This window comes from Thiomicrorhabdus sp., from assembly GCF_963662555.1.
Classification (GTDB): domain Bacteria; phylum Pseudomonadota; class Gammaproteobacteria; order Thiomicrospirales; family Thiomicrospiraceae; genus Thiomicrorhabdus.
Window position 1 is genome coordinate 1495036 of record NZ_OY759719.1, and the last position, 24929, is coordinate 1519964.

Here is a 24929-nt window from a genome sequence, read left to right on the forward strand (position 1 = left end):
GTTAATGAATATATCGCTGATTATTGTTTTGTGCATTATTGTCTTGTCATTTTTATCTGCAATGCAAAGGGAGCTAAGTCAGTTTGTTATTACTGTTTGTTATTACTGTTTGCTAACTCTTATCAAGCCATTACCAGGTTAATTTTTGGGGATCAATTCGTGTTTCGTTGGTGTAACTTTTGATAATTTGTCCATCTGATAAGCTAATCACTCTATCGGCCATTTCAGCAATGCCGGCATTATGGGTAATGACTGCGGTGGTAGTACCTAATTCTTGGTTCACACGTTGTAACGCTTCTAACACTTTTATTCCAGTTTGAGAATCCAAAGCTCCCGTGGGTTCATCGCATAATAAGACATCAGGGTTTTTAGCAATAGCACGGGCAATGGCTACACGTTGTTGTTCGCCACCAGAAAGTTGAGCAGGAAAGTGATTTAATCTTTCACCTAATCCAACAATCTCTAAAGCCTCTTCAGGTGTCATTGGATTTTTAGCAATTTCAGTGACTACCGCCACATTTTCTCGAGCAGTTAAACTGGGAATAAGATTATAAAATTGAAAAACAAACCCCACATTATAGCGACGGTATTCAGTCAGTTCATGCTCACTGGCTTTACTTAAATCGATGGTTTGAATAGTTTGGGTGACTTTATCTGAATTATGATAAAGCACCGTACCAGATGAGGGCGTATCTAAACCACCCAAAATATTGAGTAGGGTTGATTTACCGCTACCAGAAGCCCCAAGCAAAACCGTTAATTCACCTTGATAAAGCTTTAGATTGATTCCGCGTAATGCATGCACATCAACCTCACCCATTTGGTAAACTTTGGTGATGTTTTCTACTTCAAAAACCGTATTGTCCGCGTCGGCTGAAAGGGCTACTTTTGATTGCATAATCTAATCACGTCTTAACTATTTCACATTTGAGCTATTTTATAAAAATGCCATCAGTGTAGCCAATGTGTAAATTGATATTTTGGGCTAACTTGATGGTTTAATTTGATGGTTTAACTTGATGAGTTAACGTTAAGTATATATGAGACGAGTCAAACTAAGGGGGATTGTTTATTTATAAATTAATGTAAATCAAGAGATTGGCAAGGATTGGTAAGGCCTGTGTAAAATAGAATTACCAGGCCTGGTAAAATGAACAAAGCTTAATTGAATCTAGTTCATATTTCAGCTAAGCATAATTTTAAATTTAAACCACTAAATCAATCTGCTGAATGGTTCCCGCTTGCCCGGTTTCATGCAGAAAAACACCTGAACTTTTAACTTGACCGTGTTGCTGATTGTTAGAGTCGTTAAGTGCAAATTCAGTTTGTATGTTTTGTAGATTAATCGCCCCAACATTTAACTCCAATAAACCAGATAATTGATCAAAACCGTTTGGATTCTTTTGCCAAATTTGCAGTTGGCTGAAAATACTGTCATTCTCATCAATCCAACCATTACCATCCTCGTCATACTGACTGAGTTCGCTAAATCCATTACCTGTTAAAGCTCCAAACAGCTCAGAACCATCATTAATAACGCCATCTTGGTTTTTATCTAAAGCCAAGAAGCCAGAATTACTGTCAACAAATGAGATGTTATCTTTTTGACCATCTGCATCTAAATCAAATGCAAATTTATCCACGGTCAAAGAAGTTGGTTGGCCATTTAAATTAATCACTAAGGGGTCTTTAAAGATGGCTCCTTGTTGTTTTTCAAAGCTAAATTGCTGACTAAACTGGCGTGACATGCTGGAACTTAAATCAAAATTGATTGAGCGGCCATCTTCGGTAGTTACATTACCACTTGCTTGAAAATGGCTGTGCTCTTCTTCATGAAACATCTCTTTCCATGACCAACGTTGTCCACTAGTGGGTGGTGCTGTATTGATGCTTGAGTTTTTAGCCTGTTGTGGTGCAAAGGTTGAAGTGTCGTTACTCTGTTTTGGCGAATCGTTATAACCATACACCTCTAGTCTGAATTTTTTGCCTGTTAATCGCTCCAATAACGCTTCTATCGCAGCAATCATTTTTTGTAAATTAGGGGGCAGTTGGCTTCTTGGTCCTGAAGATTTACCATCAACCTGATTTAGATTGTTCAACCCTTGTGTTTCTTGCTGTGCTAAAGGCGTGCGGCTATTAAGTTGCCGTTGGTGATTTTCTAAGGCACTGGGTTGAATAGAGAGCGTTTTGGTATTTTGCTGAGTCTGTGTAAAGTTCATCGATTGTCGTGTAGCAAGTTGACCGTTAATAAACGTCTCATGTACACGTTCACTTTGTCTTTGCTGCAAAAAATGATGTTGCGATTGCAATTGTATATTCTGGTCTTGTATTCTCATGAACCTATCCTGTTTTATATTGTGGATTAAAGGTTCCCTTGATTAATTTGTTATTATTTTTGGTTATATTTTTTTATATTTTTTTATATTTTTATAAATAGATATAACGGCAACATATTAAAAACTTTAGAAAAAAATTAATAATATAAAATGATTAGAGTCGTAATTGTTTAAGCATTCTATTGTTTGATTAGGTGTTTAAGTATTTGTTTAATATGTCTCCATAAAGGTTTACCAGCCAGAAGTAAATCAATATAAAAGCCACTTCATCTGCAATAATAAATGCAGTATTAATGCCTGTAGATTTAGCTAAGCTATAATTAAATAGTGAAGTAGCAAATACGGTTATTCATATCACGCTAGATAAGCCAATTAAAATATATTCAATCAAATAGTTAGGGTAGCTTTAATGAAATCTAAAAATCAATTTTGTACTTTACCAGGCCTGGTAAATTCTGTTTTTAGTCTTTTATTATTCAGTATTTTACTGTTTAGCGTTATCTCTCTTACTGCATGTAGCCGTGCTAAATTGCCGGCCTTACAACAAGGTGATGTGATTGTTGCTTTTGGTGACAGCCTAACAGCTGGCTATGGAGTTGATAAAAAGTACAGTTATCCAAATGTATTAGCTGATATGACAGGATTAAAAGTAATCAATGAAGGGGTTTCAGGAGAGACTACCATTCAAGGTTTGCAGCGTTTAGCCAATGTTTTAGAGAAATATTCACCCAAACTCGTTATTTTGTTAGAAGGCGGTAATGATGTACTTCAAAAAGTCCCTGAGTTACAAATCAAAGCCAATCTAGCCAAGATGATTCAAATCATTCAAAATAGCGGTTCAGCGGTTTTATTGGTAGGAGTTCCTGAGAAAAAACTGTTTGGCAGTTCATTAGAATTATATGCAGAATTAGCCAACGAATTTAACATACCACTAGAAGATGATATTGTGGCAAACCTTATGAAAAGGTTATCCATGAAGTCAGACTACGTGCATTTTAATCAGCAAGGTTACCAAGCCATGGCAGACGCAATTTATAAACAATTACAAAGCAGTGGTGCGATTAATTAGAAATCCTATTTGACTTTTAAAGCTCTCCAAAGCTAAACGGAAAATAACAAAGAAACATGAAAACCAAACTAATCACCAAACAAGGTTTTAAAAAACTCCAAGCTGAACTGGACGAACTTTGGCGTAAAGAACGTCCAGAAGTCACCAAAATTGTCACCTGGGCAGCCAGTCTTGGAGACAGGTCGGAGAATGCAGACTACCAATACAATAAACGTCGTTTAAGAGAAATCGATCGCCGAGTACGCTTTTTAAGAAGATTCTTAGAAGAAGTAAAAATTGTTGAATACCATCCACAACAAGAAGGCAAAATCTTTTTTGGTGCTTGGGTAGAGCTGGAAGACGAAGAGGGCACAACACTTAAAATCAAAATCGTTGGTCCAGAAGAGATTTACGGTGCAAAAGACTATATCTCGATAGATTCTCCCATGGCCAGAGCCTGCATTGGCAAAACCGTTGATGATGAAGTGGTTGTAAATATACCAACGGGCAAAAAAACTTGGTTTGTGAATGCGATTAGTTATAACCAAGAATAATGATTTAACCCACCTAAAATAAGTTTGAATTTATTAAAATCAAATCAAACCATTTTTAAGCTTCTAAGAACTCAAATATTTCAATTCAAAAAGCAATTTACCAGGCCTGGTAAATTGTGAATTTGTAAAAAGTTACGCTACGGCTTTAACAACCTTTCAACATAGATATATTAAAGTTATTGGCGATAATGCCGTATAAACTATGGATTAATATATTTGATATATCAAACTTAAATTGATTAGATAAACTCTATATTCAAAACATTTCAATTGATAATTAATATTTAGCCACTACTATAAGCAAGCTTATGCATAAGCGACTTCAATAAGCAGAGATTTAATGAAAAGAAATATTTGGACAGTTTATTATTTAATACTTTTTTTTAGCATCATTGGATTGCTCGGATTAGCTTATGCGAAACATTCGGAACTACACCAAAAACTGTGTGCACAGCAAGTTGCTTCGTTAAAACTCATCACTAAAAGTATTGAATCGAGTCTAACTGAAAATGAATTACTTCTTGATATTTTAGGTTCGCGTTTACTTGAAAATGATTTATATACCGATACTGAAAAAACTCATTATCTATTAAAAAAAATGCTGGCTACTAAACCAAGTTTAGTGGGTTTTGGTCTTCTAGATATTAAAGGAAACTTTATTGCCGTCAGTGGCAATCTTGATGTCTCTCATTTACCAAACCTACTTAAAATCCCTGATACTAAAGAAGACTTTAACGCCACTCTTAACAGTAACAAAATGGTCATAGGACGAACCTATTTTTTCAGCGGTGCTAATGATTGGGTGATACCTCTAAGAAAAACTTTGCGTGACCAGAACGGTAAACCGATTGCTGTCATGGCGACAGGTTTAAAAGTAAAAGATCTAGCTAAGGTAAATGGTTTACCTCAACAGAATGAATTAAGACTTGCTATGATTAATGCTCGGAGCAAATATCGAGTTTATGTCAATGATATTGATGAAAGTTTTTTTCATAAAGCTTATGAAAACGCTATTACAGACGATGATTTAAAATCAATAAACGAGGTGATGGTTGATAAGTACGGGTTTACTCTTAAAGAAATCAAATTGAAGTTACCTGATACTGCCGTTAGCGGGGAAGCAATAGATACCTTAACTAAAGAGCCTGTAATTGGTTCTTTAATATACAATTCAAAATATGATCTTTGGATTACTCTAAAGCAGGCTGATTCATTTTTAAGAAATGATTTTGTACATTATCTTGAAGTTTATCTTTTAATATTTTTGATTGTTCATCTTATATTTATTTGGCTAGTAAAACGTATTCATGATAACGAAGCCTCATCCTTAAATAAACTTCAGTATCAAGCTGATCACGATCCTTTAACAGGATTATATAATCGATACTATCTTGAAAAAGAGTTTCCCAAACTACTAACCGAACAAGCCAACGATATTAGTTTGCTGTTTGTTGATTTAGATAATTTTAAGCATATTAATGATACTTTTGGGCATACTGCGGGCGACAAGCTTCTTCTTCAAGTAACACAAAGACTTAAAACATTTTCGTCATATGCTCAATACATTATTCGCTTTGGTGGTGATGAGTTTGTTGTGGTTATGAAAAATCAAACACAACATGACTTTAATATCGCAAAACAAATTATTGAGACAATTAGCGTCAGTTATTTAATTGATGGCATTAATTTCACTATTGGTGCAAGTATTGGTATTGCTAGGGATAAAGGGAATAGCTGTACTTTAAGCAATTTATTGAGCCATGCTGACTTAGCTCTATATGAGGCAAAAAACTACAAAAATTGGGTAGAGGTTTTTTCTGAAAATTTGCAGTTAAAATCACAAAAACGATCCGCTATTGAGCACCACTTGAGAACGGCCATAGAGAATAATGAAATTTATCTAAACTACCAACCACAAGTAAATAAAGATGGAGAACTGCATGGGGTTGAGTGCCTTGTTCGTTGGCAGAGCCCTAATTTAGGATTTGTGCCACCTAATGAATTTATTCCCATTGCCGAAGAAATTGGCCTTATGCCATTACTAGGGCAACGTATTACAAACCTTGCATTAACGGAAATTGGGATGCTTCAAGAAAAATTAAATGGTCGTTTTCAAATATCCATTAACGTCTCCATTAAACAGTTTATGCAAGAAAACTTTTTTGAAGAATTCATTTCTTGTGTACAAAAAAGTCGTATTCCATTTAAGTACATCACGCTTGAAATTACTGAATCGCTTCTTATTGAGGATATCGATTTTATTCTTTCAATGCTTCACCAATTCCGTCGAAAAGACATCTCTATTTCATTAGATGACTTTGGAACGGGGTATTCATCTCTTAGTCTATTAAGACAACTTCCTATTCAAGAGCTTAAAATTGACAAAGCTTTTGTAGACGATATTTTAGATGACTCAAAAGATGCTACTTTAGTGAAGAATATCATCAATATCGGAAATGAATTTGGTATGCATACCTTAGCGGAAGGTGTTGAAACAAAAGAACAAGTTGAGCAATTAACTCATTTTGAATGTGACTTATATCAAGGTTACTTTTTCTCTAAACCAATCAATATAAAAGACCTAGAAGCTTTTATTAAAAAATAGCCTATATAACAGGAATTAGATCAATCGAGTCTGACCCCATTGAGGTTTGACCCCATTGAGGTTTTGAAAGTAAATTATTAAACCCAATTTACCAGGCCTGGTAAATTGGGTTTAGATATTGATAGGTATTGATAGGTATTGATAGATATTGATAGATTTGTTCTTTTAAGCAGAGTAGTTTGCATGGATATGCGTCTGTAGCTTATTCGCTCTTTTCTGGATACCAGGCAGATTTTTCTGCTTTTTTGTATAGTTCTCTAAAGGTATCGTGTATGTCCTTTATCCAATCTTGATCTTTGGCTTTTGCACAGCCGCCTAGTCTATTTAGGTTTTTCTTAAAATCAATTTCTAATGCCTCTTTTTCGGCACGTGCATCTGGGTTAATAAATTCTTCTATGAAGTTATTGGCGGTGATGCTGTATTTGGTGATGTACAAACGATTCACTTTGTTAAAGTTTCTGGCAACGCTTATGCCACGACAACGCGTATTGTAAAAGTCTAGCTGTAACGCTTTTATGACTAAATCTGAATGTAATTGAAGTTCTGGCTGCTCAATGTTATTGGTTTCGGCTGTTTCACTAGTCTCATTAGCGAAAGTATTTACTGAAAACAGACTGAAAGAGGGGATGAAAACAGCTATAAGCAGTAATTTGTTTATTGTTTTAAATACGTTTTTTAGTTTGTAAGTAACCATATAATTTCCAATAAGGGCTCATTGTAAAATCCTGAGTAACATTAGTTTACTGGATATGCAGGGTGTTTTGAAAGCGAATAGAGATTGAGTGAGTCTTAAGAGTTTTGATTTATGTTTTTTATAGACTAAAAAGCCTCAAGCAACTGGGTTGTTTGAGGCTTTTTGTATTTTCTTGGTGGGCTTTTGAACTATTTTACTAGTTGTTTTACCCAAGCTTCCATCGTGTCGTTAGCGATAGGGTTTGGAGCTTCCATAAAGTTCACGATAAAACGGTCACCCATATCGGTTACACCAATTGAACGTGGACGAACAGCTACTGGATCCGCAGACGGTAGTTGAAAACCAAAACAAAGAACTAGGTTTTGTGCATCTACAATGCCTTCACCAATTTCACCATTAATGCTTTTTGTGTGGCTAAAGTGATCAAAACGAGCGATGTTAACCGCTTTAGGATCTGCTTCTACTTGTGCGTGTAAGAAGTCTAAGATAGCTGGTACTGAATCAAATTTAGACTCTGCTTTAGTGAATTCAAGAGTAAAAATTGGGTATTTTTCTTTAAACATTTTTTGTTGCATGTTGTTTTCCTTAATGTAGCAAAGCTAACTTAGCCAATAAAGCGGGCTTTACTGGCTAAGTTAGAGTTTTGTTTTTATAAAAGATGAATTGTTTGTAACTAAAAAATTTAGTCACAAACTGTAATAGTTTTTGTTGTTGATCTTATCGGTACTGGCGAAGATACATCCATTCAAACAGACGTTTACCAATATGCAGTAAACGGCAAGGAGGAAGTAGAGTAGTGCCTTTTTCTGTACGTTTAATCAAGATACCGTGGGTTAATGTATCTACAATACAAATTAACTCATGCTTGAATTCTTCAAAGTTGGTTTGACCATTGAGTGATTTCACAAGATTTCTTGATGCAGTGACCGCTTGGATATCCGCAGCATGTGCTTGTTTTGCTTGCCAGTCAGGGCCAGGGAAACTACCTGCATCACCAGCAACGTATACATTGTTGTAACCTTCAACTTGAGCAAACATATTGGCTACAATCATGCCACCTTCTGATTTAGGCAATTCAGAGTTTGCTAACCAAGCAGGCCCTGTCATTCCTGGCATAAACAGGATTAAATCGGCATCAAATTCTCCACCTTCGGTTTTGACTTTATTTGCTTCAAAACCAACCATTTTGTTACCTAAATGAGTTTCAATGCCTTTTTTAGCCATCATTTTGACGAGATTGCCAGGCACTTTTGGCCCAAGGCGTTTACCTGGTTCTGGAGCAGGGTTAAAGAATATAATTTTAAATTTATCACGACGACCTTGGCGACGAAGCAGGTTGTCTATACCAAATAAAAACTCAAACATTGGTCCACCACGCATAGCAGAAGGTTCTTTAGGATTGCCTCCAAAACCGATCGCAATGGTTCCGCCACTCATTCCATTTAGACGTTCTTTAATTTTATTTGCGGCATCAATTCCTTCACAAGGCGTAATGGCATGTTCGATGCCAGGTAGTTTCTTTATAAAACGACCGCCTGTGGCAATAATTAAACCATCATTATGGTATTCACCTTCAGAGGTCACTACGGTACGACCATCATTAATCACATTTTCAACACTCGCTTGAATAAATTGAACTTTTTGACGATTGAAAAAATTATGTAAATCAATGCGAAGATCTTCACCTTTACGAAGTCCTGACGGCACCCAGATTAAACTTGGGTAATATAAAAAAGACTCTTGAGGAGCAATAACGGTAATGTTTGCTAAGGGTGCATTTTTACGAGTTTCTTTAATTGCCGTAAGAGCGGCAAATCCTGTGCCTAAAATCGTTATGTTCATGAGTGATAATCCATTAGTAATTTTTGACCTATTATAAGATAGTCTTATGGTCTTGTATTGTGAATTTGATTTAAATTTATGAATGAATGATAACAAAAAAAACTTATGATCAAGTTGGTTTAAATCCTTGTTTAAAGTGGTGTATTTACAAGTTACTTTAACAGTGAAAGCTAATTAAAAACTATATTAAGTTTTAATTAATTAAAATTAAATCAATTGGTTAGCTTATACTTTTAATGAATTTTATAACTTATTTTCTCCCTTGAAGTCCACCTGTATGCAGTAAAACAACTTTTGAACCTCTAGGAATATTTTGTTTTTTGAGCTGGTCATAAAATGCAAATAGCATTTTTGATGTGTACACGGGATCTAGCAAAATACCAAACTCTTCTTCAAATTCTTGTTGAAATTTTTCACCAGTTTTAGATTTTTTTGCATAACCGCCATCGTGATATTGGCTAAGTAGTTGCCAGTTTTTTTGATTTAAATCGGGATGTAAATCAGGCTCGATGTTGTTATCAAAATCAGGTTTTTCATTATCTGAACTAGTTAACGATAAACTAACTAACGATAAACTAGCTAACCAATTTTCGATTTGCGGAATTAAATATTCAGCTTGTTTTAAAACGGCAACGCCTATTACTTTTTTGGTTTGGATTTTATCTGTTTGAGGTATTCGGTTGGCAAAGTAACTAAGTCCAGTAAAAGTTCCACCAGTTCCAACTGAGCAAAATAGGTGTGTCCAATTTGGGCATTGTTGTTGAATGTCTTGCATCAACTCATCAAAGCCTAAGATGGCAAGGTCGTTAGTGCCGCCTTCTGGCAGGATATAGCTATTTGGGTATTGGCTTTGTAGTGCGTCTAAATAGTTTTGCGAATCTTTATTACGATAAGTTTGTCGGTCAATAAATTCAAATTGCATCCCGTTCTGTTGGGCCGTTTTTAAGGTATGGCTCCATTTTTGTGGGTTTTGAGCCAGTTCTTGACCACGAATAATACCAATGCTTTTAAAGCCATAACTATTTGCGGCGGCTGCGGTTGCGGCAATGTGGTTTGAGAAAGCACCACCAAAAGTAATTAGGGTTGATTTACCTAATTTCTGGGCTTGTTCTAGATTGTATTTTAATTTATGCCACTTATTACCTTGAATGGTTGGGTGATTTAAATCATCACGTTTCATCCAAACCTCAACACCAAATTTTGAGTATAAGTCTGAATATAAAGGAGTCAAAGGGCTGCAATAGTGCTTTTTATGTGCTTTCATTGGGGTAAGTTTGGTACAATTTACGCGCCGTTTTTTTGGCATTTAAAATAATGAAAAAATGAATCATTCGATTGATTATCTATTGTATCGAATCGGTTGCATTAGCATGACCTGATTTTTGGTGTTTAGCTCGGTATTTTTATAGGTTTGATTAATACTAATAACTAAATATTGAATACTGAGTTTGGTGAGGAAACAGATGGAACAGTTAACAACAAGTTTGGACGTATTGTTTATTTTATTAGGTGCAATACTTGTCCTATTTATGCACGCAGGATTTGCTTTTTTAGAAGTAGGTACCGTGCAACATAAAAACCAAGTGAACGCTTTGGTTAAAATAATGAGTGATTTAGGGGTTTCTACCGTTGCTTATTTTTTTGTAGGTTATGGCGTCGCTTACGGTGTCTTTTTAGGGTTTAACATTGACGGGCAGCTTACTCAGGCAATGACTGAGAAATCGGGTTATGAGTTGGTTAAGTTTTTCTTTTTAATGACTTTTGCAGCAGCTATACCAGCCATTGTTTCTGGTGGTATTGCAGAACGTGCACGTTTTTACCCTGTATTGATGTCTACCTTTTTAATCGTGGCATTTATATATCCGTTTTTTGAAGGGATTTCTTGGAACGGTAACTTTGGTATACAAGCTTGGTTAGAACAAAAATTTGGTGCCGGCTTTCATGACTTTGCAGGTAGTGTTGTAGTGCACGGTGTAGGGGGTTGGATTGCATTGGCCGCGATTATGGTTTTAGGTGCTCGTCATAATCGATATGATAAAAACGGTAAAATTCGCCATGTTCATCCACCGTCAAGTATCCCATTTTTAGCTTTAGGAGCTTGGATTTTAACCGTGGGTTGGTTTGGTTTTAATGTGATGTCTGCACAGTCTATTGAAGGAATTCAAGGTTTGGTGGCTATGAACTCACTAATGGCAATGGTAGGAGGTATTTTAGCGGCTACCTTTGTAGGCGACAAAGATCCAGGTTTTGTTCACAACGGACCTTTAGCAGGCCTGGTAGCGATTTGCGCCGGATCAGATATTGTTAGCCCTTTAGGAGCATTGGTAATTGGCTTAGTGGCAGGTGCTTTGTTTGTTAAAGCGTTTACTTGGACTCAGAAAACCTTAAAAATTGATGATGTTTTAGGGGTTTGGCCTTTACATGGTTTAGTTGGTGTATGGGGTGGAATAGCCGCAGGTATCTTTGGCTCTGAATCCTTAGGTGGTTTAGGCGGGGTTTCAATCGTTTCTCAGCTTATTGGGATAGTTATTGGAGTTGCAGTTGCTTTTATTGGTGGATATTTAGTTTACCTGTTAGTTAATAAAGTCTTGCCAATCCGTATGAGTGAAGACGAGCAGTACCAAGGTGCGGATTTAACAATTCATAAAATTCATGCTAATCCGCCACGTGAAGATTATTAAGTGAAGATATATAAATATATACAGTCACGAATATTAAGCGATTAATTCGTTTTAAAATGTGTTTTGTTACAAAAAGCTCGCACTGTGTTGCGGGCTTTTTTGTTATAGTGATACTCATAATAAATGACACTTATCTTATGGCTGATTATTTACATTAATCCTTTGCAAAAAACCTACTTTTAGATAAGTAAAATAATAATAAAAAGAAGTTGAATTAACTCTATGCAAAAACTATCCGTCCAACAGTTGTATCGTTATACCGATTTAAGCCAGTTTGAATTTAAACTAGACAAAACCAAAGGTAAAGACGCTGAAATCTTAGATTTTATGCAGTACTTTCATCCAAGAGCGTACCAATCCCTTAATTTTGGATTGCATATGAAACGCAATCACAACCATATTTTTATTATGGGTGAGCCGGGTATTGGTCGTATAGGCATGACTAAAGCGATGTTAAAGCAGTCTGCTCAACAAAAAGAGATACCTGATGATATCGTCTTAGTCTCAGACTTTAGCGAATCCAATAAAACCCAATATTTGCACTTTGAAGCAGGTGTGGGTATTGAGTTTAAAACGGCCGTTGAATCATTTGTTACTCAGCTAAGAACTCAGCTTCCGGTGTTGTTTGATGGGCATGCTTACCAGCTGCGTAGTCAAATGCTAGAAAACGAACTTAATCAAAAGCAAGAAGCGGTTTTAGAACCCGCATTTGAACTTGCCGAAGAACTAAGTATCGCCATTACTCAAACAGAAAATAGTTTTGTTTTAGCAGCAATTGTGGACGATAAACCTTATCGTGCGGCAGAGTTAAAAAACTTTGATGAAGCCACGCAAAAACACTTTATTGAAGCGTTTGATAAGGTTGAAGAAGCCTTAAATAAAGGTTTGACGCACTTCCCATTTTTACAGCATGAATATATGGATGCGGGTAAAAAGCTTAACACTAAAGTTGCAAATGAGCATTTAGAGCCACTTATTCAAACCTTGAAAATGGAGTTTGCAAAAACACCAGAAATCGTGGCATATTTGGATTCATTGCAAAAAAGTATTGTGTCTAAATTGCATCTGTTTTGGGATCAAAATTCTGATGAAGTGACTTCAAGCAATCAGTCAAGTATGGATGAATTGTTGTCTGAGCAACAAGGATTGTCAATTTTTGAAGTGAATCTATTAGTTGATCATAGAGACTTGAAACACGCTCCTATTATCTATGAGCAAAATGCTTCAATGCCTAAGCTATTTGGTTACACAATCAATTCAGCGGCGGCAACTGCAACCGATACGGTTAGCTTAGCTATGAGCCATCAGGCTGGTTTACTGCAAAAAGCCAATGGTGGTTATTTGATTTTAAATATTCAGTCTTTATTAAAAGATCCTGAGATTTGGTCAAGTTTAAAAGCGGCCTTAATGAGTAAAAAGTTAAGTTTTGAAGTGCCGTCTTCTAGTAGCGTTGCTCCTTACCATCTGCCTGATTTTCCACTTAATTTAACTTTAGTATTAGTGGGTCAAGCAACACATTTTTATGCTTTGCAAGAGATAGACGCACAGTTTAGCCGTTTGTTTAAAGTTCAAGTAGAGTTTGAGGTAGAGCTTTCAAGAACTCCTGAACATGAATTGACTTTAGCCAGACAGCTTGCCTCTGAAATTATGGACTGGGATGATCTACCTGTAGAGATATCAGCCTATGAGCGGTTAATTGAACATGCATCACGTATGGCAGAAGATGAAAGTCGTTTATACAGTAATAAAGCCATATTGCGTGATGTCTTAGCTGAAGCCAATGCCTTTGCTCGTGCTAAAGGTGAAGATTCTGTGAATCGTCAAACCATAGAAGACACAATCTTACAGCGCGAGTTTCATACCGGATTAATGGAAGAGTATTACCACCGTGCTATTACAGAACAGCAGGTATTGATTCTTACCGAAGGTGAGCACGTTGGTATGGTTAATGGCTTAACGGTTTTAACCGTTGGTAAACAATCATTTGGTCAACCCGTGCGTATTACCGCCCAAGCTTCTGCAGGTGATGAAGGGGTTGTGGATATTGAACGTGAAGTAGAAATGGCTGGGCCGATTCACTCAAAAGGTATGTTGATTTTATCTGGCTACTTACGCGGACGTTATATGAAAAAGCGGGCGTTAGGTTTTAGTGGCTCAATTGTTATGGAACAGTCATATAACGGAGTTGAGGGTGATTCAGCCTCTTCAGCAGAACTTTTGGCGTTAATTTCTTCGATTGCTCAATTACCAATGAGACAGGATATCGCTGTTACAGGTTCAATCAATCAGTTTGGTGAAATTCAACCGATTGGTGGTGTAAATGAGAAGATTGAAGGCTTCTACAAGATTTGCCAACAACGTGGTTTAACGGGTACGCAAGGGGTGATTGTTCCACAATCAAATGCCAGCCACTTAATGTTAAATACGGAAGTGAGAAATGCGGTAGAAAATGGTAGTTTTCATATTTATACCATGAGCCACATTGATGACGCTATTACCCTGTTTACGGGTGTTAAAGCTGGTAAAATGACCAAGAAAGGGCATTTTACTAAAAACAGTGTTAACGATAGAGTGTTAAAAGCCTTAGAAGCAATGAATGAAAAATCTTAATCTTGAGTGAATCTCAATTTGATTTTTCATGCTATTAAAAAATAAAAGTGAAGTAACCCCATGATTGGTTGTGCAATATTTGCGGGTTACTTTATTTGATGTGTTTGTAAACTGTTTAGTTTTATGCTTTTTCTATTTATGTTTTAGCTGTAATTAACAAATGAAAAGAAATGTGCCTAACCCCGCAAGCTGTGGATTTACAGGCCTGGTAATTTTTATTTGCTTGATTGTCTTAAGTTTACCTAATAAACCCCATCTAAAATTTATCTAAAACATATCTAAAATTTATCTTAAGCTGATGCACGGCCAATTTTTCTGTCTGGCAATGGCAAGCAATTTGTCATCACCATCAACGACGACAGGGTGATCTACTATTTCTAGTAGAGGTAAATCATTAAAAGAGTCCGAGTAGAAAAAGCTACCTTCTAAAGTTTCATTTTCTTGTTTTAGCCATTCATTTAAGCGTGTGACTTTGCCTTTTTGAAAAGTCGGAACACCTGCTATTTCACCAGTGTAACGTCCATTAACTATTTCACCTTCAGTGCCTAACAACTCAGTAATTCCATAACGCTCACCAATAGGGCGGGTAACAAAGGTGTTGGTGGCGGTAATTATCATCACTCGGTCACCTTTGGCTTTGTGCTCTTCAACTAAAGCCAGGGCTTTTGGCAACACAATCGGTTCTATAAAGGTTTGCATAAACTCTTTATGCCATTTGGCTAACGTTTCGGCACTCTGTTCACCCAATGGTTTAAGGGCAAAGCGTTGGTAGGCAATAATGTCTAAAGTACCTGCTTTGTAGTCTTCATAAAACTGAGCATTTTGTTTGGCAAATTCTTTGGCATCTACATGACCATTTTTTACTAAAAACTCTCCCCAAAGAAAATCACTGTCATTGCCTATTAATGTGTTGTCTAAATCAAAGATTGCCAGAGCCATAAAGTTCTCGATATTGTGGTTTTAAGAGACCTTTGCACGAATCTGGAGGAAAGAAAAATGTGAAAAAATCCTACGGGTTGAGGCCTAAAATGCAGTTAATAGCTAGCTATTGACAAGTTTTAGAACGAAAAGCAGTAGGATTTTAGCCATTTTTACTCATTTATGATCTCGTGCAAAGGTCTCTTAAGTAAAATAATTGCGGTGCTAATCGTAATCTAAACCATTTATACAAACAAGCAAACACTATGTAAATTGTGTTTGCAAACCCAAAATAGTAATTAAATATGAACAAACCAGTGAATTTGGATTGAAAAAACCACAAATTTTAGGCACTATTAAACAAATAAAAATTTTAGGCTAAGGTTCTCATGATAGATTCAGATGGATATCGGCCAAATGTCGGTATCATAATTGTAAATAAAGAGGGCAAGCTTTTTTGGGGAAAACGCATTCAACAAGATGCATGGCAGTTTCCACAAGGTGGTATTCGTGAAAACGAAACACCACAACAAGCCGTCTTTAGAGAGTTAAAAGAAGAGGTGGGTTTAGACCCATCTGATGTACGTGTTTTAGGCAGAACACAAGATTGGATTAGTTATGATTTGCCCAAACACCTTATTAGGCATTACAGCCAGCCCGTTTGTGTTGGTCAAAAACAGATTTGGTTTATGTTAGGGTTAGAAGGTGACTCAGACCGAATTAATCTTAGTCAGCATGAAACACCAGAATTTGAAGACTGGGATTGGGTTGACTATTGGCGTCCTGTTCAAGAAGTAGTCAGTTTTAAACAGGCGGTTTATCATCAAGCTTTAACAGAGTTGGAAGATTCCATTAATACATTTTGGTTGAATCACAAGTGATCTTTTTTTACTAAAACCACTTAGGCTTACAACAGTCTAAGTGGTTTTTTTATGTCTAAAATTGCGTTTTTACCAGGCCTGGTAAAAATATAAGTGATTGATATTGTTAAGCATGGCTAGGTTTCATAAATACTTGTTCTTAATGCTTGATAGCTAATAAATGATTAGCTTTCAATAGTTTATAAGCCTTTTATGATTTGTTTAAGCCTAATCTGCGAATTCAAGCGGCTTACAATGTGATTTTTGTTAAAAAAATGTTATTATTCACCAAATTTTTAGTCTCTTTTTCACCCTGTTTGCCGTTCGTTCATGGCGACTTACAAAAGGGCAACTTAAGAAGTGCCCACTAAGAGAATGCTTTGGAAAACTAAGTAGCTGGAACCCAAAGTAACAATTGTTGGCGGTACATTGTAAGACCTACGTTGTATCGAACCCCTTCAGGCTTACCCAGCACCTGAAGAAAAATTATCCAACCCATTGAGGTAATCATCATATGAGCGAAAATTTCGTTGACCAAGATCCACAAGAAACTCAAGAATGGCTAGACGCCTTAGAAGCAGTAGTTTCTTTTGAAGGATCAGATAAAGCACAGCACATCATTGCGACTTTAATTGAAAAAGCGCGTGTGCATGGAATTGATATTCCATATGCAGCAAATACTCCTTATTGCAATACCATTGCCGAAGAAGAACAAGCACACTATCCAGGTAACGTTGGCATTGAACAAAAAATGCGTGCCATGTTACGTTGGAATGCGATGGCAATCGTATCGGGAGCAAACAAGAATACTAGCGTAGGTGGTCACATTGCATCTTACGCATCAAGCTGTACTTTATATGAAGTAGGTATGAACCACTTCTTCAAAGGTCCTAAGCACGAAAAAGGTGCTGATATGATTTTCTTCCAGGGGCACACGGCACCTGGTATGTATGCTCGTTCTTTTATGGAAGGGCGTCTTGATGAAGAACAACTAAGAAACTATCGTCAAGAAGTAGGCGGTAACGGTTTATCTTCATATCCCCACCCTTGGTTAATGAGTGATTACTGGCAGTTCCCAACAGTTTCTATGGGTCTTGGGCCACTAATGGCTATTTACCAAGCACGTTTTATGAAATACATGGAAGCACGTGGGTTAGCTAAGACTGATGGCCGTAAGGTTTGGGCATTCTTAGGTGATGGTGAGATGGATGAACCAGAATCTCGTGGTGCATTACAGCTAGCTAAACGTGAAAAACTAGACAACCTTGTATTTGTTATTAACTGTAACTTACAGCGTTTAGATGGCCCTGTTCGTGGTAACGACAGCATTATTCAAGAACTTGAAGGTGTGTTCCGTGGAGCTGGTTGGGCAGTAACTAAAGTTATTTGGGGTTCTGGTTGGGATCGTCTTTTACAAAAAGATACCTCTGGAAAACTGATTGAGCGTATGGGTGAAGTCGTTGATGGTGAGTACCAGGCTTACAAAGCGAAAGATGGTGCTTTTGTTCGTGAACACTTCTTTGGTAAATACCCTGAAACTGCAGCTCTAGTTGCCGACATGACTGATGACCAAATCTTTAAGCTTTCTCGTGGTGGTCACTCTCCGCGTAAAATCTACAACGCTTATAAACGTGCAGAAGAGACAAAAGGTCAACCAACGGTTATCTTGGCTAAAACGGTTAAAGGTTACGGAATGGGGCCATACGGTGAATCAGCTAACACTGCTCACCAACAGAAAAAATTGGATTACGAAGGTTATAAATATTTCCGTGATCGTTTTGCGATTCCATTCTCAGATGAAGATTTAGCAAAACAAGTTCCTTTCTATGTGCCTGACGAAGATTCAGACGTTATGAAGTACATGAGAGAGCGTCGTGAAGCTTTAGGTGGTTCTTTACCATCTCGCCAAGACAACGCAGAGCCACTTCCAGTTCCAGCATTAGATGCCTTCAAAATGTTAACGGAAGGCACTGGCGACCGTGAAATGTCAACCACTATGGCGTTTGTGCGTATCGTATCTATCCTGTTACGTGACAAGACTATCGGGCCACGTGTTGTGCCAATCATTCCGGATGAAGCACGTACTTTCGGTATGGAAGGTCTATTCCGCCAAGTAGGTATCTACGATCCAGCAGGCCAGTTATATGAGCCAATGGATAACGACCAGTTGATGTGGTACAAAGAATCTTCAAACGGACAAGTTTTTGAAGAAGGGATTAACGAAGCGGGTGCAATGGCTAACTGGATTGCGGCTTCTACCGCTTACGCTAACTATGGCGTAAGCATGATTCCTTTCTACATCTACTACTCAATGTTCGGTTTCCAACGTATTGGTGACTTAGCTTGGGCAGCGGGTGATTCTCGTGCACGTGGTTTCTTAATTGGTGGTACGGCAGGTCGTACAACGCTTGAAGGTGAAGGTCTTCAACACCAAGATGGTCATAACTTAATTCAGTATGATCATATTCCTAACTGTGTTTCTTATGACCCAACATTTGCGTTTGAGATGGCTGTTATTATTCGTGACGGTATCAAACGTATGTTCCATGAGAAAGAAGATGTTTTCTATTACATCACCGCGATGAACGAAAACTATTCACACCCTGCTATGCCAGAAGGGTCTGAAGATGACATCTTAAAAGGTCTATACAAATTTAAAGACTCAACCGCTAAACACAAAAACCGTGTTCAGTTAATGGGGTCAGGTACGATTTTCCGTGAAGTTATTCAAGCCGCTGAAATGCTTGAAAATGATTGGAATGTTGCTGCCGATATCTGGGGTGTACCAAGTTTCAACTTGCTACGTCGTGATGGAGTTGAAGCAACGCGTTGGAACACAATGCACCCAACTTCAACACCTAAAGTACCGTTTGTTACTGAGAAGTTACAAGGTTCTGAAGGGCCATTCATTGTGGCTACGGATTACATCCGTGACTACCCTGAGCGTATTCGTCAATATGTTCCTGGTGAATATTATGTATTAGGTACAGACGGCTTTGGTCGTTCTGATACGCGTGAACAGCTACGTAAGTTCTTCGAAGTTAACAGCCAATATGTGGTTGTAGAAGCACTTAAAGCGTTAGCTGATGCGGGAAAAATCAAGCCAGAAGTGGTGGCTGAAGCCATTACTAAATATGGCATTGATAGCGACAAAGCTTACCCAGTACACGCTTAAATGTTGCAAGCCGTTAGAGCGAGTTTCACTCTACTCTAAAGGCTTTTTCATTAGGGCGTTTTAAACAAGTTAAGAAAAACAAGTTAGTAAAAACGCCCGAATACCGAATTTTTGAGACCTTGGTAAATAATATAAATACTAAGGCCTCCATACAAAGGAAACTTTGACATGGCGATACAACAAATTACGATTCCAGATATTGGTGATTTTGACGCAGTTGAAATCATTGAAGTCTTAGTCTCAGTAGGCGATACGGTTGCCGTTGATGACTCATTATTAACCTTAGAATCTGATAAAGCGACGATGGAAATTCCATCACCATTTGCTGGAACAATAACCAAAATTGGTGTTGAAGTAGGTGGCAGTGTTTCAGAGGGTGATTATGTTTTAGATATTGATGTCTCAGATGATGCAGCGGCAGAAACTCCTCAAGCTCCTGAAACACCAAAAGCAGAAGAAAAACCAGCACCAGAAGCTCCAAAAGCGGCTCCGGCTCCAAAGCCAGCACCAAGTAATCACGCTACGGTTGAGACCTCTCCAATTGTTGCAGCAGCGGCTAACAAGCCTGTTAATGCTCAAGACATGGGTGCAAAATCTCACGCTTCTCCATCTGTAAGAGCCTTTGCTCGTAAATTAGGTGTTGATTTAACCAACGTTGCAGGTTCAGGGCCAAAAGGCAGAATTGTACAAACTGACGTTGAAGCTGCAATTAAAGCGGTCATGAGTGGTCAGGCTGCGGCACCTGGTCAAGCAGCTATGAGTGGCACAGGTATTCCACCAGTTCCAGAAGTTGATTTCAGCAAGTTTGGTGAAACCACAACCGAAGAGCTAGGCAGAATCAAGAAAATCTCTGGTAAGTTCCTACACGCAAGCTGGTTAAACGTACCTCACGTTACTCAGTTTGACGAATCTGACATTACTGAAATGGATCAGTTCCGTAAAGATCAAAAAGCCGCTGCTGAGAAGCAGGGCGTTAAATTAACACCGCTTGTTTTTGTAATGAAAGCCGTGGTAAAAGCTTTACAAGACTTCCCAAGCTTTAATGCTTCACTGTCTTCTGATGGACAATCAATCATCAAAAAATCTTACTACAACATTGGTATTGCAGTAGATACACCAAATGGCCTAATGGTTCCAGTGGTGAAAGACGTTGATAAAAAAGGCATTTACGAGCTTTCTCGTGACCTAATGGAAATCTCTGCTAAAGCACGTGATGGTAAGTTAGGGCCTGCTGATATGGCGGGTGGTACTTTCACTATCTCTAGCTTAGGTGGTATTGGTGGTACTCAGTTCACGCCAATCGTAAACGCACCAGAAGTGGCGATTATGGGTCTATCTAAAGCCAAAATGCAGCCAGTTTGGAATGGTTCAGAATTCATTCCACGCCTAATCATGCCTTTCAGTGTTTCTTACGATCACCGTGCGATTGATGGTGCAGAAGGCGTTCGTTTCACCACTACGGTTGGCAACTACCTAACTGACTTACGTCAGCTAATTCTTTAATAGGAGCTTAAGATGAGTAAAATTATAGACATCGTCGTTCCTGACATCGGTGATTTTGCCGAAGTTGATATTATTGAAGTATTGGTTTCAGCAGGTGAAGAAGTGGCTCAAGATGATTCTTTAGTCACCTTAGAATCAGACAAAGCGACGATGGAAATCCCAGCACCTTTTGCAGGTAAAGTGGTTTCTTTCTCTGCCGCAGTGGGCGATAAGGTAAAAGAAGGTTCTATTTTAGGAACCATGGAAATTGCCGCACACGACACCGTTTTAGCCAATGTAGAAGAGAGTGTTGCACCAGCTGAACCAGAACCAGAAAAAGAAGAAAAACCTGCACCTCAGGCGGTTTCTGCAAGTGATTTACCTCCAGCGGATATTCAATGTGAAGTCCTTGTTTTGGGTTCAGGCCCTGGTGGTTACACTGCGGCTTTCCGTGCGGCTGACCTTGGCAAAAAAGTGGTCATGGTTGAGCGTTACAGCAATATCGGTGGTGTGTGTCTAAACGTCGGTTGTATTCCGTCTAAAGCCTTATTGCACATGTCTGTGGTATTAAATGAAACCAAAGAGATGGGCGCACACGGTATTACTTTTGCCGAGCCTCAAATTGATATTGATAAAATTCGTGCATTTAAAGACGGCGTTATCAATAAACTAACTGGTGGTTTATCAGGCCTGGCAAAAGCTCGTAAAGTAGAAGTTGTTACTGGTTATGGTAAATTTACTTCAGGCAATACCGTTGCTGTTGAAGCAGATGATGGTTCAATCAAGACCATTGCGTTTGAAAAAGCGATTATTGCCGCAGGTTCACGTGTTATCAAATTACCATTTATTCCACATGATGACCCACGTGTTATGGATTCAACGGGAGCATTAGCCCTAGAAGAAATTCCAGAACGTCTATTGGTCATTGGTGGTGGTATCATCGGTCTAGAAATGGCACAGGTTTATGACTCTTTAGGGTCAAAAATCACTGTGGTAGAACTTGGCGATACTATTATCCCTGGTGCGGATAAAGACATCACCAAGCCTTTACTTAAGAAAATCAAGAAAAAGTATGAAAACGTTTACCTAAAATCAAAAGTCACCAATGTAGAAGCCAAACCAGAAGGCTTATTAGTGACATTTGAAGGTAAAGGTTGCCCAGAAACCGATATGTTTGACCGTGTGTTGGTTGCAGTCGGTCGTGCCGCTAACGGTAAACTGATTGATGCTGAAAAAGCCGGTGTTGCTGTTAACGATTGGGGATTCATTGAAGTCAATGAACGTCAAGAAACTAATGTCGATAATATCTACGCCATCGGTGACATCGTTGGTCAGCCAATGTTAGCACACAAAGCAGTACACGAAGGTAAAGTGGCGGCAGAAGTCATTAACGGTATGCCAAGTGCGTTTACCCCAATGTCTATTCCATCAGTGGCCTATACTGATCCAGAAGTCGCTTGGGCTGGTAAAACAGAAGAAGAACTTAAAGCCGAAGGCATTGAGTACGAAAAAGGCGCATTCCCTTGGGCGGCGTCTGGTCGTAGCTTAAGTCTAGGACGTGACGAAGGTCTAACCAAAGCCATGTTCTGTGCCAAAACACACCGTTTATTAGGGTGTGGAATGGTTGGGCCAAATGCCGGTGAACTGATTGCCGAAGCCATGCTAGCGATTGAGATGGGTGCAGATATGCAAGATATCGGATTGACGATTCATCCGCATCCAACGCTGAGTGAAACATTATGTTTCGCGGCAGAGATGGCGGAGGGGACGATTACAGATCTAATGCCACCTAAGAAAAAGAAGTAATATCAAGGATTTACTTAGCTAAAAAACCGCCTTAGGGCGGTTTTTTAGCTTAAGTGTGTATATACTTTATTTGTTAAGCTTATGTATGTGTTTTTAAGGTTTGAATGAAATGAAAGATATTGTTAACGCGAAGAAAGTTAAAGGTGTTACACCCAATAATGAATCAATGAATTACTTAGTGAGCGATGAAGGTATTGTATATGCTTCTGCCAAATCATGGGCAAAAGCATTGAAGGTGCCTAAAGAAATGGTCGATTGGTTTCAATCTGGATTAGGTAGAACTTCCACGCTAAGGGCTAAAAAGGACAGGTCCTTAGCAGAGAAAACTTTTGAAGGTATCTGTGTGTATAGATGGCCAATTGTAGCCGAGCAATTAAGAGTATTTGATAGAAAATGGCATAACGGTGCGTATGATTCGTCATCAAGATTTACGAAGAAAGATATTGATGATTTTTATGATAGTTACGATAATCTTTTGAGTTGGGGTTATAGGCTTCAAGAAGAAAAGTTGGCAATAAATTTAGTACCTTCCATAGCAAATGACACACAAGCTCTTGAGAACATTATAGATTCATACACTAAACCTTTGCTTACTAAGCATGATGTAAAATTGACTGAACATGATATTGTCATTACCGACATGAACGATAAATTAACGGATATAGAAAAGCATCTGCCTGAGGGTCTCAAAGCTAATGAATTTATAACTATTAGACAAGCTGTTCTTGAAAAAAAACTTGATGGGGAATATATGCCATATTATCCAAATCTTAAACAAAACCTTACAAGTTTAGCGGGTGAGTTATTAACAAAAATGAATGTAATAAAAGGCCCAGAATCATCATCACGAACGGATGGGAATTCTTTTGTTATGGTTCAAAATACATACCATAGAGTAGAAATATATAGTGTATTAGATGAGCTAATGAGAAAAAAACAAGGTGAACTTAATTTATCAATTGATTGAATTTGGTAATTCCTTCTAAATGGATAAAAAAATGGAAAATTTCATAACAAAAGCGTTTCATGGGGTACATCAATTAAAAGATATTGTTGATGAAATAAGAATTGAACTTGATGGGAAGCCTTCTTCTAGAGCAGTATTTGATGCTGTAAAGTCTTTTTATGATCACTATGCGAGGTTGCCTGAAGAAATTGGCGAAGAAAATATTTATGAGTTTTCAGAATTGGCTAAAAATGTAACGGTCTATGCTCAACTATTAGGTCAAAGTTTAAAAAAATCTTATTCTGATAGTCCAATCAATAGGGAGCTGGGTGAAGACCTATTGAGAAATGCAAAATCATATCGTAATTTTATTGAGAACACTATTATTGAAAATGAAAACTTCAGTCTTCCTCCTGTTTCAATTCTTCAAGACGAGGATATAGATTCGGATTTACTTTTCAAGAAATTACGTAAGTCTTCTGAAGAGCTTGATAAAAGAAGTAATATAGTCAAAAGTTTAATTGAGAAAACAGAGAGAAAAATTGAAGGTTTGTCTAGCCAGGTTTTGGTTTTGGAGGGAGATGTCAAAACAGAGCTAGAAAAAATTTCAGACTTATATGTAGAAAAGTTAGAATTGTTAAAATCTAAAGAAAATCAAATTAATGAAATACTTGGTCATGTTTCAGGACGAGCCATTGCAGGAGATTATGAAAAAAGTGCTGAATCTGAAATGGGTATGGCTGATTGGTTGAGGTATTCGTCTTTAGGTATTATGGTACTGATAGTCATTGTTGTAGGTTATTCATTTTGGGAAACAACAACTACCAATTTTGAGTGGCAAAACTCTTTGTTTAGAATGATTTTAGCATTAATGCTTTCAGTTCCTGCTGCATATTTAGCAAGAGAGTCAACTAAACACAGGTTACAGCACTATAATCACTTGCAAACATCGCTTGACTTAAAAGCAATAACGCCATATATAGCATCTTTACCTGAAGAGGAACAACATAAAATAAAAGTTGAAGTTGCGAAAAAATTATTTGCGAATAGAGAGCAGGTAAGTTCTTTAGATAATTCATACCCAGTAGGGACTCATGAAGTTATTATAGAATTACTAAAGAAAATTGATTTTAAGGGTAGTAAACCTGAAAAATAATTAATTATTAATCAATGGGGTTAGATTCGATTAATTTATTTCTCAAAGAATCTTTGGGGAGTAGACTTGATTGATTTGCTTCTTAAAATTTACCAGGCCTGGTAATTTATAAAAACCGTTTAGCATTTTTGTTAAGCGGTTTTTTTATGGGCATTGTATTTTTTATAAAATCAATAGAGCCAGAATCTATTCATTTGGTTTTATTAAGTTACCAGG

Annotated in this window: 18 protein-coding genes; 11 read left to right on the forward strand and 7 right to left on the reverse strand. The window is 37.6% G+C overall.

All coding sequences use genetic code 11. From position 1 onward, the window contains the following. Nucleotides 1–130: 130 nt before the first annotated feature. Both ACORJQ_RS06535 and ACORJQ_RS06540 read right to left on the reverse strand, forming a co-directional pair. Complete coding sequence (locus tag ACORJQ_RS06535; RefSeq protein WP_321323014.1) at nucleotides 131–898, reverse strand: ABC transporter ATP-binding protein; 768 nt, start codon at nucleotides 896–898, stop codon at nucleotides 131–133. Between the two features lie 307 nt (nucleotides 899–1205). Then, complete coding sequence (locus tag ACORJQ_RS06540) at nucleotides 1206–2336, reverse strand: SPM autocatalytic domain-containing protein (RefSeq protein ID WP_321323015.1); 1131 nt, start codon at nucleotides 2334–2336, stop codon at nucleotides 1206–1208. 409 nt (nucleotides 2337–2745) lie between these two features. Here ACORJQ_RS06540 and ACORJQ_RS06545 point away from each other — a divergent pair, with 409 nt between their 5' ends. The 3 genes from ACORJQ_RS06545 to ACORJQ_RS06555 all read left to right on the forward strand — a co-directional run bounded on the left by ACORJQ_RS06545 (nucleotide 2746) and on the right by ACORJQ_RS06555 (nucleotide 6543). Then, complete coding sequence (locus ACORJQ_RS06545; RefSeq protein WP_321323017.1) at nucleotides 2746–3405, forward strand: GDSL-type esterase/lipase family protein; 660 nt, start codon at nucleotides 2746–2748, stop codon at nucleotides 3403–3405. Nucleotides 3406–3461: 56 nt separating this feature from the next. Further along, on the forward strand, nucleotides 3462–3938 hold the full coding sequence (greB, locus tag ACORJQ_RS06550; RefSeq protein ID WP_321323019.1) for a transcription elongation factor GreB: 477 nt from the start codon (nucleotides 3462–3464) through the stop codon (nucleotides 3936–3938). 340 nt (nucleotides 3939–4278) lie between these two features. Further along, a complete protein-coding gene (locus ACORJQ_RS06555; RefSeq protein ID WP_321323021.1) occupies nucleotides 4279–6543 on the forward strand; it encodes a bifunctional diguanylate cyclase/phosphodiesterase in 2265 nt (754 codons plus the stop codon). 202 nt (nucleotides 6544–6745) lie between these two features. Here the strand turns inward: ACORJQ_RS06555 and ACORJQ_RS06560 are convergent, their stop codons facing one another. The 4 genes from ACORJQ_RS06560 to ACORJQ_RS06575 all read right to left on the reverse strand — a co-directional run bounded on the left by ACORJQ_RS06560 (nucleotide 6746) and on the right by ACORJQ_RS06575 (nucleotide 10343). Further along, entirely contained in the window at nucleotides 6746–7237 is a 492-nt protein-coding gene (locus ACORJQ_RS06560; RefSeq protein ID WP_321323022.1) for a hypothetical protein, read from the reverse strand. A 188-nt stretch (nucleotides 7238–7425) separates the two neighbouring features. Beyond that, a complete protein-coding gene (locus ACORJQ_RS06565) occupies nucleotides 7426–7812 on the reverse strand; it encodes a DUF6858 family protein (RefSeq protein ID WP_321323023.1) in 387 nt (128 codons plus the stop codon). Between the two features lie 142 nt (nucleotides 7813–7954). Then, the gene (locus ACORJQ_RS06570) at nucleotides 7955–9079 is read right to left on the reverse strand and encodes an NAD(P)/FAD-dependent oxidoreductase (protein WP_321323024.1); all 1125 of its coding nucleotides are present in this window, start codon (nucleotides 9077–9079) and stop codon (nucleotides 7955–7957) included. A gap of 250 nt (nucleotides 9080–9329) precedes the next feature. Next, complete coding sequence (locus ACORJQ_RS06575; RefSeq protein WP_321323026.1) at nucleotides 9330–10343, reverse strand: 1-aminocyclopropane-1-carboxylate deaminase/D-cysteine desulfhydrase; 1014 nt, start codon at nucleotides 10341–10343, stop codon at nucleotides 9330–9332. A 199-nt stretch (nucleotides 10344–10542) separates the two neighbouring features. On the opposite strand from ACORJQ_RS06575, the gene ACORJQ_RS06580 reads away from it, so the two are divergent. Further along, nucleotides 10543–11760, forward strand: coding sequence for an ammonium transporter (locus tag ACORJQ_RS06580; protein WP_321323029.1), 1218 nt, complete (start codon nucleotides 10543–10545; stop codon nucleotides 11758–11760). A gap of 222 nt (nucleotides 11761–11982) precedes the next feature. Further along, nucleotides 11983–14370 (forward strand): Lon protease family protein, encoded by a 2388-nt coding sequence (locus ACORJQ_RS06585; RefSeq protein WP_321323030.1) that lies wholly within the window; start codon nucleotides 11983–11985, stop codon nucleotides 14368–14370. 285 nt (nucleotides 14371–14655) lie between these two features. Here the strand turns inward: ACORJQ_RS06585 and ACORJQ_RS06590 are convergent, their stop codons facing one another. Further along, complete coding sequence (locus ACORJQ_RS06590) at nucleotides 14656–15309, reverse strand: histidinol-phosphatase (protein ID WP_321323033.1); 654 nt, start codon at nucleotides 15307–15309, stop codon at nucleotides 14656–14658. Nucleotides 15310–15677: 368 nt separating this feature from the next. Between ACORJQ_RS06590 and ACORJQ_RS06595 the strand changes: the two genes are divergently transcribed. The 6 genes from ACORJQ_RS06595 to ACORJQ_RS06620 all read left to right on the forward strand — a co-directional run bounded on the left by ACORJQ_RS06595 (nucleotide 15678) and on the right by ACORJQ_RS06620 (nucleotide 24713). Continuing rightward, nucleotides 15678–16169, forward strand: a complete 492-nt coding sequence (locus ACORJQ_RS06595; RefSeq protein ID WP_321323034.1) for an RNA pyrophosphohydrolase — start codon at nucleotides 15678–15680, stop codon at nucleotides 16167–16169. A gap of 493 nt (nucleotides 16170–16662) precedes the next feature. Beyond that, nucleotides 16663–19323 (forward strand): pyruvate dehydrogenase (acetyl-transferring), homodimeric type, encoded by a 2661-nt coding sequence (aceE, locus tag ACORJQ_RS06600; protein ID WP_321323035.1) that lies wholly within the window; start codon nucleotides 16663–16665, stop codon nucleotides 19321–19323. A 168-nt stretch (nucleotides 19324–19491) separates the two neighbouring features. Then, entirely contained in the window at nucleotides 19492–20826 is a 1335-nt protein-coding gene (gene aceF / locus ACORJQ_RS06605) for a dihydrolipoyllysine-residue acetyltransferase (RefSeq protein WP_321323037.1), read from the forward strand. A 12-nt stretch (nucleotides 20827–20838) separates the two neighbouring features. Further along, nucleotides 20839–22611, forward strand: a complete 1773-nt coding sequence (lpdA, locus tag ACORJQ_RS06610; protein WP_321323039.1) for a dihydrolipoyl dehydrogenase — start codon at nucleotides 20839–20841, stop codon at nucleotides 22609–22611. A 109-nt stretch (nucleotides 22612–22720) separates the two neighbouring features. Beyond that, a complete protein-coding gene (locus tag ACORJQ_RS06615) occupies nucleotides 22721–23578 on the forward strand; it encodes a hypothetical protein (protein WP_321323040.1) in 858 nt (285 codons plus the stop codon). A gap of 31 nt (nucleotides 23579–23609) precedes the next feature. Next, nucleotides 23610–24713, forward strand: coding sequence for a hypothetical protein (locus tag ACORJQ_RS06620; RefSeq protein WP_321323041.1), 1104 nt, complete (start codon nucleotides 23610–23612; stop codon nucleotides 24711–24713). Nucleotides 24714–24929 lie beyond the last annotated feature (216 nt).

Bases quoted from the DNA above. Each gene is read 5' to 3' on its own strand.
- ACORJQ_RS06535 (WP_321323014.1), bottom strand. From the start codon at position 898: ATGCAATCAAAAGTAGCCCTTTCAGCCGACGCGGACAATACGGTTTTT.
- ACORJQ_RS06540 (WP_321323015.1), bottom strand. From the start codon at position 2,336: ATGAGAATACAAGACCAGAATATACAATTGCAATCGCAACATCATTTT.
- ACORJQ_RS06545 (WP_321323017.1), top strand. From the start codon at position 2,746: ATGAAATCTAAAAATCAATTTTGTACTTTACCAGGCCTGGTAAATTCT.
- greB (WP_321323019.1), top strand. From the start codon at position 3,462: ATGAAAACCAAACTAATCACCAAACAAGGTTTTAAAAAACTCCAAGCT.
- ACORJQ_RS06555 (WP_321323021.1), top strand. From the start codon at position 4,279: ATGAAAAGAAATATTTGGACAGTTTATTATTTAATACTTTTTTTTAGC.
- ACORJQ_RS06560 (WP_321323022.1), bottom strand. From the start codon at position 7,237: ATGGTTACTTACAAACTAAAAAACGTATTTAAAACAATAAACAAATTA.
- ACORJQ_RS06565 (WP_321323023.1), bottom strand. From the start codon at position 7,812: ATGCAACAAAAAATGTTTAAAGAAAAATACCCAATTTTTACTCTTGAA.
- ACORJQ_RS06570 (WP_321323024.1), bottom strand. From the start codon at position 9,079: ATGAACATAACGATTTTAGGCACAGGATTTGCCGCTCTTACGGCAATT.
- ACORJQ_RS06575 (WP_321323026.1), bottom strand. From the start codon at position 10,343: ATGAAAGCACATAAAAAGCACTATTGCAGCCCTTTGACTCCTTTATAT.
- ACORJQ_RS06580 (WP_321323029.1), top strand. From the start codon at position 10,543: ATGGAACAGTTAACAACAAGTTTGGACGTATTGTTTATTTTATTAGGT.
- ACORJQ_RS06585 (WP_321323030.1), top strand. From the start codon at position 11,983: ATGCAAAAACTATCCGTCCAACAGTTGTATCGTTATACCGATTTAAGC.
- ACORJQ_RS06590 (WP_321323033.1), bottom strand. From the start codon at position 15,309: ATGGCTCTGGCAATCTTTGATTTAGACAACACATTAATAGGCAATGAC.
- ACORJQ_RS06595 (WP_321323034.1), top strand. From the start codon at position 15,678: ATGATAGATTCAGATGGATATCGGCCAAATGTCGGTATCATAATTGTA.
- aceE (WP_321323035.1), top strand. From the start codon at position 16,663: ATGAGCGAAAATTTCGTTGACCAAGATCCACAAGAAACTCAAGAATGG.
- aceF (WP_321323037.1), top strand. From the start codon at position 19,492: ATGGCGATACAACAAATTACGATTCCAGATATTGGTGATTTTGACGCA.
- lpdA (WP_321323039.1), top strand. From the start codon at position 20,839: ATGAGTAAAATTATAGACATCGTCGTTCCTGACATCGGTGATTTTGCC.
- ACORJQ_RS06615 (WP_321323040.1), top strand. From the start codon at position 22,721: ATGAAAGATATTGTTAACGCGAAGAAAGTTAAAGGTGTTACACCCAAT.
- ACORJQ_RS06620 (WP_321323041.1), top strand. From the start codon at position 23,610: ATGGAAAATTTCATAACAAAAGCGTTTCATGGGGTACATCAATTAAAA.